This is a genomic window from Flavobacterium sp. ENC (assembly GCF_020991415.1).
GTDB lineage: Bacteria > Bacteroidota > Bacteroidia > Flavobacteriales > Flavobacteriaceae > Flavobacterium.
In genome coordinates this window covers 70,203-82,722 of the sequence record NZ_JAJMOY010000012.1, presented here as the reverse complement: position 1 = coordinate 82,722, position 12,520 = coordinate 70,203, and the positions used below count along the sequence as shown (strand labels likewise).

Below are 12,520 nucleotides of genomic sequence, written 5' to 3'. Positions count from 1 at the left end.
TAATGGTTTGAATTTTGCTATCCCTGACCTGTACTTCCGTCCTAATTTTGTCTTGTCATTAAAACAATATAAATTATGGAAACTAAAAAAGTATGGTTTGTAACAGGAGCCTCGAAAGGGTTGGGATTAATCTTAGTTCAGAAACTATTAGCACAAGGGTATAACGTTGCTGCAACTTCAAGAGATATCAATTCATTAATTAAAGAAGTTGGTGCAGCATCAGATCAGTTTTTGCCTTTAGAAATGGATCTTGTAACGGAAACCAGTGTTCAGGATGCAGTTGCCAAAACAATCAGTCATTTTAAAACCATAGATGTTGTGGTGAACAATGCAGGTTATGGGCAAATTGGTACGCTGGAAGAACTTTCAGACGAAGAGTCAAGACGAAATTTTGATGTCAATGTTTTCGGTTTGCTTAATGTGATCCGCAATACAATGCCTCATTTCAGGGCAAACAAAGCAGGTCATTTCTTCAATATTTCTTCCATTGGAGGATATCACGGAGGTTTTCCGGGCTGGGGGATTTATTGTTCTACTAAATTTGCCGTATCCGGTCTGACAGAAGGTTTAAGGGCAGAGGCCAAAGCTTTCGGAGTAAAGGTAACTTTGGTTTATCCGGGGTATTTCAGAACCAGTTTCTTGTCTGCAGATTCAATGGGATTGCCTAAAAATCCGATTGCAGATTATGAAGAAGCGCGTCAGTCTGTATTGGCGCATCAAAATGAAATCAATGGAAATCAGCCGGGAGATCCTGAGAAAGCGGTGGAAGCTTTAATTCAGATTAGTCAGGAACAAAATCCGCCATTGCATTTGTTCTTAGGGGAAGATGCCTATAATATGGCAAATGCCAAAATTGAAGAAGTTGAAGCTGACTTAGAAGCCTGGAAAGCGATGACAATTGCAACAAATTTTTAATACATTCTTATTTTCAAAAAAAATCCCTTATCACTTCGACAGGGATTTTTTTTGTTTAGGATGAGTCCGGGATTTCGTTTTCTTACAATTGTGCCTGAAACCTGCGTTTTACATTTGTCCTGTTAATCTTTAAAACCTAAAAACATGAAAAATTTAATCATTTATGCACATCCCAATTCAGGCAGTTTAAATCATTTTTTTAAACAAACTATTATAGAAAATCTTCAGGAATCGAATCAGGAAATTGAGGTTCGTGATTTGTATGTGATCGGTTTTAATCCTGTTCTTTCTTTAAATGATATGAGCGGACAACGAATGGGAAAAGTGGCTGATGAAGTACAAACAGAGCAGGATTTTATTGCGTGGGCAGACCGCATTGTTTTTGTATACCCGATTTGGTGGACCGGAATGCCGGCTATTATGAAAGGGTATATCGATCGCGTTTTTAGTTACGGATTTGCGTACCGATACGATCAGGGAATTCAGAAAGGCTTGTTGACAGGAAAAAAAGCGATTATTGTAAATTCACACGGGAAATCCAATGCAGAATATGAAGCAATGGGCATGGATAAAGCTTTGGCTCTGACTTCCGATACCGGCATTTTTAAGTATTGCGGGTTAGAAATTGAGAAACATTTTTATTTTGATAAAGCCGACAGGGCTTCTGCAGAGTCTATTGAAGACTGGAAAAAGCAGATAGAAACTGCTTTGCAGTCTGACAATCAAATCGCAGTTGTATAAAAAAAACTTTATGAGAGAAGTTTTGAAGGGATGACAAATTAGGGAAGTCTTGTTATTTTGTGATATTTTTATTTTAAATTTGGTTTTGTACTTTTAATAGCAGCTTTTAACTGAATATAAATTAATTACTTATGAGAAAAATCTACTTCCTTTATTTCCTTTTCATGCTGAATGGTCTTTTTGCTCAAAAGAAAGATAAATTGAATCCGGTAATGGTTTATGAAAAAGCGTGGCAAGAGCACAATAATGATGCAAGACTAAAAATAATCAAAACAATCTGGTTGGACGACAGTACTTTTGAAGACCCTTCGGCTTCCATAAAAGGAACAGTTGCATTGAATAATGTGATAAATGAATTTTATAAAAAGTATCCCGATGCAGTATTGACATCAGGTGCAAAGGTTGTAAAAGACAATTATGTAAGCTGGGACTGGAAAATTCTGGATTCAAAAAGTAAACTTATAATGTCCGGTCGTGATTTTGCAAGATTAAACGGTAAAGGGCAGGTGAGTAAAATTATCGGTTTCTGGAATCCCGAAGCTACTTTGTCGGAATCTGATATTTTAAAAAATCTTGAAACGGACAATTTGAAAGTGGTTGCACAATACTATGAAAGTCTTTTTAAAACCAGGGATTTTACAGCAATGGCTAACTTAATTCAGCCAGGTGCCATTTATTATCAGGCGGAGGGATTGCCTTACGGAGGAACTTTTACAGGTTTTGAGGAATGGACTAAAATGTATGCCAAATCAGCTGAATATTTTGAGTTGCAGATTGAGAAAGAACAAGTCTATTTTAGTGATGCTTCCAAAAACGAAATAATTATTTATTTTACCATAAAGGCCAAAGCGAAAAAATCAGGTAAAACACTTTTAATGCCTGTTTCGGAGCATATTGATTTGAAAGACGGAAAAATTACCGCAATCAGGCCTTTCTATTATGATACAAAACAATTTGCCGAATTCCTGAAAAGTAAAAAATAATAAACCAGTAGAAAACAAAAAGACTTATCGAATGGATAAGTCTTTTTGTTTTTATAAGTCTAAGCTCAGTTGTTCGGGAAGAAGCCTGAAGCTCATGCGATGGTATTTGGTCGGGCCGTATTTTTTAATGGCTTCACGATGTTCTTTGGTCGGATAACCTTTGTTCTTTCTCCAGTTATACATCGGGAATTCTTCGTGAATCTCATCCATGTATGCGTCCCGATAGGTTTTTGCCAAAACGGAAGCCGCGGCAATACTCAGGAATTTAGAATCCCCTTTGATGATACTCTGGCTCGGAATAGATTTTAACAATTCTATTTCGATTGCAGAAAATTGTTTTCCGAAAGTATTTTTCATCCCTAGTTTTGCATTTAGGGCACGGTTGCCATCTACAATAATAAATTCAGGTTTCTGGTTTAATTTCAGGATACATTCGTGCATTCCCTTCATGGAGGCGTTCAGGATATTTATTTCATCAATTTCATTTGGGTGCAAATGTGTCACCGCAAAACAAACTGCATGTTGTTCTATCACCGGTTTTAGTTGTTCTCTGATTTTTTCGGACAATTGTTTGCTGTCATTTAGAAATTCATTGTCAAAATCAGCCGGTAAAATAACAGCAGCAGCAGTAACCGGACCAGCTAAGCAGCCTCTTCCGGCTTCATCGGTACCGGTTTCAAAAACGAATCCTGAGAAATTTCTTTCAAGCATATTTATAATAAGTGATTTAAGTTACAAATATCAGAATAGTTTTTAAAATTAGTATTGCTTTTGCCAAACTTTTAAATTGAGGGGTTTATTTTGAGTTTTATATAAAATGAGGCTTATTTTTTTAAAACATAGATAATTATGCAATGAACCTGTTAAATTGTGTTAAAATTTTGTTGTAAGAATCTAATATTTTTTTTGTAGTTTTTTTAAGAATAACACATGTTTAGAGGTGAAAAAATATAAATATCTATCAAGTGTTAAGTTTACATTAAAAAAAAATAACTTTAACAGTAGAAAATGTTTGTTATTTTAAGAAATAATTAAGAAGTTTGCTAGATACTAATTCAAAATAAATTCAAATGAAATTAAAATTACAATGGATCTATACACTCTTAGTAGTGTTGTCTGTGCAGTTTTCTTTTGCACAAGAACGAGTTATTACCGGAGTTGTGTCTGGTGATGCAGGAGTTATTCCAGGAGTAAACGTTGTTGTCAAGGGAGCAAAAACCAGTGCTCAAACAGATTTTGACGGAAGTTATTCTATTAAAGCAAAAACAGGAGACGTTCTTGTGTTCTCTTACGTAGGTATGTTGGATTTGACTGCTACAGTTGGAACGGCATCTACATTAAATGTTACATTAAACGAATCTCAAAAAACATTAGATGAAGTAGTAGTTGTTGCTTACGGTAAACAAAAGGCAAAAGCAATTGTTGGTTCAATCGCTACGATAGGTACTGATATTCTACAAACGCAACAAGCTACAAGTGTTTTATCAGCTTTACAAGGTAGTGTAGCAGGTGTGAACGTGATTTCATCTGGCGGAATGCCAGGAGAGAATCCGTCAATTCGTATTAGAGGTACTGGTTCTATTAATACCTCTACTGATCCTTTGATCGTATTAGATGGAGCTCCTTTTGCGGGTAACATAAATACTATAAGTTCCGACCAAATTGAAACAATCAGTGTTTTAAAAGATGCTTCTTCAACAGCTCTTTATGGATCAAGAGGAGCGAATGGAGTAATTCTTATTACCACAAAAAGAGGAAAATTAAATTCTGCACCAAGAGTTAGTTTTACGACACAAGTTGGTTTTGCTGACAATGCGGTTAAATTGCATGATATGGTAGGTTCAGATGACTACATGAAACTGACTTGGGAAGCTTTAAGGAATACAAATCAGTATGTTAGTCTTCAGGCTCCGGCACTTGCGGGTACAAATGCGTCAAACTCTTTAGTTTCCAGATTAGGATATAATCCTTACACAGTAGCTCAGCCTGTGGATGCCAATGGAAATTTAGTTACGACTACTAAAAAATGGGATACGAATTGGGAAAAGGAGATGTTAAATGATGCTGCAGTTAGAAAAGAACATACAGTATCTGTTTCCGGAGGTAGTGATAATACGAAATATTTCTTTACTTCTAATTACTTGTCTCAGGAAGGAAATGTTAAGACTTCAAAATTCGAACGTATTACAACACGTTTAAGTCTTGATTCAAAAGTAAATGACTGGTTTAAAATTGGTGGAACGATGTTTTATTCCACTTCTGATCAAAATTTCCCTTCACAAAGTGGTTCAAGTTTTCAAAGTGCTATTCAGTGGATTTATACAATCCCATCCATTTATCCGGTATACAGAAGAGATGGTAATGGTGATTTGGTTGCTGATGGTAAGGGGCAACCTATTTTTGACTACGGAGGAGGAGTACCGGGCCAGGCTGTAAATGGAACGAGACCGCAATTGAATAATGAGAATGCTTATGGGTCGTTATATAAATACAAAGTAGCATATAAGCGTGATAATTATACAGCAAACGCTTATATGGAATTTACACTTGCAAAAGATTTGACTTTTAAAACAAACTTTGCTTATGATAAATATTTATATGATTCTTACAATTATGCCAGTAATGAGGTGGGTTATGCTTCAAGTGTCGGAGGTAGAATTACTCAAAACAGAGATATTACAGCTTCTACTAACATAACGAATAGTTTAAATTACAAGAAATCTTTCGGAGATCATAACTTTTCTGCAGATTTAATACAGGAAGCTTATAAGTATAAAATTGATGCGTTAGGAGCTCAGGGTGAGAAATTTTTACCAGGTGTAACTGTGATTGGAGGAAGAACAAATCCTACAGATGTTTCAGGATATGTAGCAGAAGAAAGAATCTCAAGTTATTTAGCGCGTTTGTCCTATAACTACAAAGAAAAATATTTTGTTGAAGGATCTTATAGAAGTGATGGCTCATCCAGATTTGAAGATGGTGAAAGATGGGGGAATTTTTATTCGGTAGGAGGATCATGGCTAGTATCTGAAGAAAATTTCTTAAAAGATAATGCAATAGTGAGCGAATTAAAACTAAGAGGTTCTTATGGAGAATTAGGAAATAATAAAACTTTAAGAAATGATTTAGCTGACTTTTTTCCGACGAAACAATTATTTGAAACAGGATATAATGAAGGGGATAATTCCGGTGTTGTTCTGGGGCCTGCCGTAGATCCATTTCTTTCCTGGGAGAAAACCGCTTCTACTGACATAGGAGTAGATTTCGGTTTGTTTAACAATAGAATAACAGGTACTGTTGATTACTACAACAAAAAATCAGTTGATTTAATTTACTATAAGCCTATCGCAGAGTCAACAGGTAATGGAGGTGTTACGACTAACGTTGGAGCTCTTAGAAATTACGGATGGGAATTCTCATTAAATTCTAAAAACATTACGACACCAAATTTCCTTTGGACAACGAGTGTTAATTTCTCTTTTGATAAAAATGAAATTGCTGAATTGACGCAGTCAAGTTTTGTTAATGGAAATAAAAGATGGGAAGTGGGTAAATCTTTATATGACTTCTACATACAGGAATGGGCAGGTGTAGACCCGGCTACAGGTTATGGAATGTGGTATAAAGATGTTTTAGGAACTGATGGAAAACCAACAGGAGCAAGAGAAACTACCAAAACATATGCTCAGGCTACAAGATATTATGCAGATAAATCATCTTTACCAGATGTAATAGGCGGTTTTACCAACTATTTCAGATACAAAAATATTGATATGAATATTTTGTTCAACTTTAGTTTTGGATCGTATGTATACGATAGTACGTATGCAGGGTTAATGGAAGGATTTAAATCTTCCGGTAGAGCAGCATCTACTGATATTGAAAACCGTTGGCAGAAACCTGGGGACGTTACAGATGTTCCTTTGTTACTGGCTTCTAATAATGATTTTAATAGTCAATCGACTCGTTTCTTGTATAAAAATGATTACGTTAGACTTAAAGCATTAAACTTTGGATATAACTTTCCAAAAACATTAATTGACAAAGTAAAACTTACTAAATTAAGATTATATTTTCAAGGCGATAATTTGTTAACCTTCCAATCTCATAAAGGAATTGATCCTGAACAAGATTTTAATGGAGCTACAAATAGCAGATCCTACAATTTAAGAGTAATTTCTTTTGGCCTTAATTTAGAATTTTAAAAGATATATATATGAAAACTTTAATTTCAAAAATTTTCATTGCCATAATGGCATTGTTTATAATGGTGGGTTGTAGTCAGGAATTTCTTAACGAACCTAAGCCAACAGAAGGTGTTACTGAAGATGTAGTCTTTAGTTCAAGAGAAGGTGTTGAGGCTTTTATCTCCGGAATTATCAGGCAATTTAGAGGTCAGTATACAAGTACTGATTCTGCAGGTCTTAACTCCATATTTTTTGCACGCAGTGTGAAAGGAAATGATTTAATTCAGGAAAATACTTGGTTTACCTTTGACTATGCCAATGATAACCGTGAACCAACGTATAGAAGAACAACGTTTACCTGGAAATATTGTTTCTACATGATTAACCAGGCAAATGTTTTAATTAATGGTATTGAAGCAAGTACTGCGCTGTCTGCAGCCGATAAAAAAGAATTAAGTGCAAGCGGTCACGCTTTGAGAGCTTTTTTCTATCACCAGTTAGTTATGGAATTCTGTCCTACTTATTCGGCAGATGTAAATTTTCCGGCACCGCCTATTTATACCGCTACTTCTAAAGTTGGAAACCCTATGTCTACAGTTGGAGAAGTTTATAAATTTATTGTAGATGATTTGACAATAGCTGTTGACGGGTTAACAGAAGACCGTTTAGGAAAATCATATATCAATAAAGCAGTTGCAAACGCAATGTTAGCTCAGGTGTATCAGGTAATGGGCAACTGGGCAGGTGCAGAAGCTGCTGCTAAAGCGGCTTATGGAGGTGATCCTGCAGCGGTATTAGATGCAGCAAGCTACCGTTCCGGATTTGATGATATCGAGAATGTAGAATGGATTTGGGGTAGTGCACAAAGATCAGATCAGTCGAACTACTACTATAATGCACCCGCTTCTATGACAGATCACCTGACTACATCCTATTCTGCTACTTATATCAACAGAGATTTTGTAGCTTTGTTCTCTCCAACGGATGTTAGAGGTTATTTCCAGAAAAAGAGTGCTTCTATAACAAATCTTAACGATTACAGATATTGGATCACCCGTAAATTTACTTTTACTTTTGAAGGCGATAACGCTATTTTCAGAACTCCAGAAATGATTTTGATTGAAGCGGAAGCAAAAGCAAGATTAAACGACTTTACCGGAGCACATGATTTACTTTATGCTTTACAACAAGACAGAGATGTAAATGCTGTTAAATCAACTAATACCGGAGCTCCTCTGATCGAAGAAATTTTGGTAGAAAGAAGAAAAGAACTTTATGCTGAAAACGGTGTAGAATGGTTTGATGCAAAACGTCTAAGAAGAGGGATTACCAGAACTGGTAACCACAGAATCGGGGCTGCGGCTAATTTAGCAGCTGATGATAAGAAATTTTTCTTAAAAATACCTCAGGGTGAAATTGATGCTAACCCATTTATTGAAGATGCTGTAAATGCAAACAGATAAATAATAACATAAATTTTTTTAAAAGCCGGGCTTGATTTACTTCAAGCCCGGTCTTTTTTTTGGAGTTACCCCAGCTCATTCAGATTGTTTTTTGAAAAATTGTTTTGGGAATATTTTAAAATATTTCAACAGTCTCTGTCGTTTGCTTTATAAGTGTTTGTTTTTCTCTGCTATCTTTACGTTGCAAAGGTATAATATGTTTTTTTATACGTTTTTATCTTTTACCTTTGCTCTGTAAATTTTTGCCGAAATAATTATATATAAAGTGATCACATGAGAATATTCTTTTTTTTATATCTATTAGTAGTGCCTGCAGTATTGTTTTCTCAGGAAAAAAACACTTCTAAAGGCAATTTGGATATGAATACAAAGTATTCAAGTATTACCGATACCCTAAAAAAGAAAAAAGCCAAAATTGCTACCATCGACCAATATCAGATTATTACTTTGGAGCATGATACCACTTATGCCGATACCTCATTAACATTAAAAAGTGCTTACAGGCAAAATTACCTGAGAAAGGATAATTTCGGACTTTTGCCTTTTTCTAATATCGGGCAGACCTATAATACGTTACAATACAGTTTAACTGATTTCTCACCTTATCCGGAATTAGGTTTTAAGGGGAAACATTTCAATTTTCTGGAAGCGAACCAGATTCCGTATTACTCTGCAGCAACTCCTTTTACAGAACTGTTTTTCAATACAACAATCAATAAAGGGCAAAACGTAGATTCGTTTATTACACTAAATACTTCCAAAAACCTTAATTTCTCTATGGCCTACAGAGGATTGCGTTCAGAGGGAGATTACATCAATCAGTTGGCAAGTACAGGGAATTTCAGGTTTACTACAAGTTATTTTACGACTGATATGAGATATGTCTTAAAGGCGCATTATACCTATCAGGATATCTTAAACGAAGAAAATGGCGGGATTACAACACCCGAAGATTTCGAAAGCGGTAACAAGGATTTCAACAATCGCCAGCGATTACAGGTGTATTTAACAGATGCTAAATCCTTTTTAAAAGGAAGACGGTTGTTCTTTGATCATGCTTTCAGGATTAATCCAAAAGAAGGAAACAATAATTTGTACGTGACGCACCAGTTCAATTATGAAAACAAATTTTATGAATACAATCAGGCTACTGTAACTTCTACTGTAGATAACCAGTCTGTAAACCGATTCGGAAATTCGTATGTAACTAATGGAATAAACGATCAGACGCATTTCGAAAAATTATACAACAAAGCCGGTCTTGCCTATGAGAATTCACTTTTAGGGAAATTTAATTTCTTTATTGATGATTACAGGTCAAATTACGAATACAACAGGGTCATACTGGATATAAACGGACTTGTTGCCATCCCGAATAATCTTTACCGACAGATCAATAATGTCGGGGGCCAGTATGAATACCAGAAAAACAAATGGAATGGCCGATTTTTATATTCCAGATCCATCACCAACCAGTCTCTGTCTGATTTAGATGCGAAATTAAGATATACTTTAAATGATAAAATCAAATTTGACTTCAGATACCAGAACATTAATAAACTGCCTAATAATAATTACAATTTATACCAAAGTAGTTTTATAAAATACAACTGGTCGAATAACTTCAAAAATGAAAAAATAAATTCAATTAGTGCGAATGTTTTTACTCCCTGGTTAAATGCTGAAGTTCAATATTCGGTTTTAAAAGATCATTTGTATTTTGAAGATGTTTCCACTCCTGCTGAAATTGCTGCTCAGACACAAATTGTAAATCCTGCCCAATATGGTAATGCAATAAATTATTTGTCTTTAAAAGCCAGCCGTGAGTTCAAATTTGGGCCTTTTGCATTAGATAACACGCTGTTGTATCAAAAAGTAGATCAGTCAGATTTAATTTTAAATGTTCCTGATTTTGTAACCAGAAATACATTTTATTATTCCAGTTACTTTTTTAAGAAAGCATTATACATCCAGACCGGAATTACATTCAATTATTTTACCGAATACTATGGTAATTCATACAATCCTGTTGTCGGGGAATTTTTTGTTCAGAATGATAAGAAAATAGGGAATTATGCCAACTTTGATTTCTTTGTAAACGCCAGAATTCGCCAGACCAGATTTTATTTAAAAGCAGAACACTTTAATGCTGCTTTTGCGCAAAATAATTATTACTCAGCTCCTGATAATCCATATCGCGATTTTACGATCCGATTTGGTTTAGTTTGGAATTTTTTCCAATAAAAAAACAGGATCTGTTTCAATTTTAAACCAAATTTTAAATTCAAATAAAATGGACTTTTCAAAAAATATTTTAGAAACAATTGGTAATACGCCATTAGTAAAACTCAACAAAATTGTTGCTGAAATTGATGCGTTGGTATTGGCAAAAGTCGAAACTTTTAATCCCGGGAATTCTGTAAAAGACAGAATGGCCGTAAAGATGATTGAAGATGCTGAAGCAGATGGCCGTTTACAGCCAGGAGGAACTATTATTGAAGGTACTTCCGGAAATACAGGAATGGGATTGGCGCTCGTAGCCATTATCAAAGGATATAAATTGATCTGTGTAATATCAGATAAGCAGTCAAAAGAAAAAATGGATATCCTTCGTGCTGTTGGCGCAAAAGTGGTAGTTTGCCCTACAGATGTTGAGCCAACTGATCCGCGCTCTTATTACTCGGTTTCAAAGCGTCTGGCTTTGGAAACGCCAAATTCATGGTATGTAAATCAATACGATAATATGTCCAATTCTTTGGCGCACTATGAGCAGACCGGACCTGAAATCTGGAGACAGACAGATGGGAAAATCACTCATTTCGTTGTAGGTGTCGGAACAGGAGGAACAATTTCGGGAGTTGGAAAATACTTAAAAGAGAAAAACCCAAACATTAAAATTTGGGGAATAGATACGTATGGTTCCGTTTTTAAAAAATACCATGAAACCGGAATTTTTGATGAAAATGAAATTTACTCGTATATCACCGAAGGAATCGGGGAAGATATCCTGCCTAAAAATGTTGACTTTTCTTTAATCGACGGATTTACAAAAGTAACCGATAAGGATGCAGCGGTTTATACCAGAAAAATTGCATTGGAAGAAGCTATTTTTGTGGGGAATTCTGCCGGAGCTTGCATAAAAGGATTGTTACAGCTTAAAGAACACTTTAAGCCGGATGATGTGGTTGTGGTTCTTTTTCACGATTCAGGAAGCCGCTACGTAGGTAAAATGTTCAATGATGACTGGATGCGTGAACGTGGATTTTTAGAAGAAAACGTAACAAAGGCAGAAGATGTCATCAAAGATCATATCGATAAGGAACTAATCGTGGTTCGTACCGAAGAATTGGTTTCACATGCCATTGAGCGTATGCGTAAGTATAAAATTTCGCAAATTCCTGTGGTAGATATTAATGGATTCGTGGGTTCTGTTGATGAGACAGATTTGTTCAGAAGTTATGTTGCAGATAAAAATGTAGCTGAAAAACCGATCAAAGAAGTAATGGGCAAACCTTTTCCAATTGTTAAAATGGGAACACCAATTGAAGAGGTTTCTAAATTATTTACTAAAGAAAATGATGCTGTCCTGATTGAACTGGAAAACGGCAATCACCATATTATAACTAAATATGATATTATTGGATCGATAAAATAAGATACAAGTAGTAAATGAGTAATCCATAAATCTAATCATTGAAAATTAGGTTTATGGATTTTTTAGCTAAAAAAACCAAAGTGAATATGAATTTTACAGCCATAGATTTTGAAACGGCAACATCCTACCATCCTTGTTCTGTTGGAATTGTTACCGTAGAAAACGGAATCATTACAGATGAATTTGTTACCTTAATAAAGCCACCCAATAACGAGTACAATCCCTTTACGATTCGGGTTCATGGAATCTATCCGCGTGATACTGTAAATGCAAAGTCATTTTTGCAGGTATATCCTGAGATAGAAAAAAGATTAAAAAATAAAGTGGTAGTTGCCCACAACGAAAGCTTTGATCGAAACGTCTTAATCAAATCAATGGCACTTCATGGCCTGCAGTATGAAGATTTGAATATTGCCTCAAAATGGGAATGTACAGTCAAAATTTATAAGGCGAAGGGATTAAAACCAACTAAGCTAAGTGACTGCTGTCGCGAAATGAATATCAAGCTGAACCACCATGAAGCGCTTTCTGATGCCCGTGCCTGTGCTAAATTATATCTGCTGCAATAATTTAAAC

At 35.3% G+C, this 12,520-nt stretch carries 9 protein-coding genes; 8 read left to right on the top strand and 1 reads right to left on the bottom strand.

Translation table 11 applies throughout. The annotated features are described in order from the left end of the window. The first annotated feature begins 75 nt into the window (after nt 1-75). The 3 genes from LPB89_RS20585 (at nt 76) to LPB89_RS20575 (ending at nt 2,639) form a co-directional block, all read left to right on the top strand. A complete protein-coding gene (locus LPB89_RS20585) occupies nt 76-915 on the top strand; it encodes an SDR family NAD(P)-dependent oxidoreductase (RefSeq protein ID WP_230703506.1) in 840 nt (279 codons plus the stop codon). A gap of 144 nt (nt 916-1,059) precedes the next feature. Then, nucleotides 1,060-1,656 (top strand): NAD(P)H-dependent oxidoreductase, encoded by a 597-nt coding sequence (locus LPB89_RS20580; RefSeq protein WP_230703505.1) that lies wholly within the window; start codon nt 1,060-1,062, stop codon nt 1,654-1,656. Nucleotides 1,657-1,787: 131 nt separating this feature from the next. Further along, the gene (locus tag LPB89_RS20575) at nt 1,788-2,639 is read left to right on the top strand and encodes a nuclear transport factor 2 family protein (protein ID WP_230703504.1); all 852 of its coding nucleotides are present in this window, start codon (nt 1,788-1,790) and stop codon (nt 2,637-2,639) included. Nucleotides 2,640-2,690: 51 nt separating this feature from the next. Here LPB89_RS20575 and LPB89_RS20570 read toward each other — a convergent pair whose 3' ends face one another. Then, the gene (locus tag LPB89_RS20570) at nt 2,691-3,350 is read right to left on the bottom strand and encodes a ribonuclease HII (protein WP_230703503.1); all 660 of its coding nucleotides are present in this window, start codon (nt 3,348-3,350) and stop codon (nt 2,691-2,693) included. A gap of 359 nt (nt 3,351-3,709) precedes the next feature. Here LPB89_RS20570 and LPB89_RS20565 point away from each other — a divergent pair, with 359 nt between their 5' ends. The 5 genes from LPB89_RS20565 (at nt 3,710) to LPB89_RS20545 (ending at nt 12,513) form a co-directional block, all read left to right on the top strand. Continuing rightward, nucleotides 3,710-6,844, top strand: a complete 3,135-nt coding sequence (locus LPB89_RS20565) for a TonB-dependent receptor (protein WP_230703502.1) — start codon at nt 3,710-3,712, stop codon at nt 6,842-6,844. 11 nt (nt 6,845-6,855) lie between these two features. Beyond that, nucleotides 6,856-8,289 (top strand): RagB/SusD family nutrient uptake outer membrane protein, encoded by a 1,434-nt coding sequence (locus LPB89_RS20560; protein ID WP_230703501.1) that lies wholly within the window; start codon nt 6,856-6,858, stop codon nt 8,287-8,289. 273 nt (nt 8,290-8,562) lie between these two features. Then, nucleotides 8,563-10,533, top strand: a complete 1,971-nt coding sequence (locus tag LPB89_RS20555; RefSeq protein ID WP_230703500.1) for a putative porin — start codon at nt 8,563-8,565, stop codon at nt 10,531-10,533. A gap of 49 nt (nt 10,534-10,582) precedes the next feature. Beyond that, nucleotides 10,583-11,944 (top strand): pyridoxal-phosphate dependent enzyme, encoded by a 1,362-nt coding sequence (locus LPB89_RS20550; protein WP_230703499.1) that lies wholly within the window; start codon nt 10,583-10,585, stop codon nt 11,942-11,944. A gap of 86 nt (nt 11,945-12,030) precedes the next feature. After that, nucleotides 12,031-12,513 carry a 3'-5' exonuclease gene (locus LPB89_RS20545; RefSeq protein WP_230703527.1) on the top strand — a complete coding sequence of 161 codons (483 nt, stop codon included), beginning with the start codon at nt 12,031-12,033 and terminating at the stop codon, nt 12,511-12,513. The last annotated feature ends 7 nt before the right edge of the window (nt 12,514-12,520 follow it).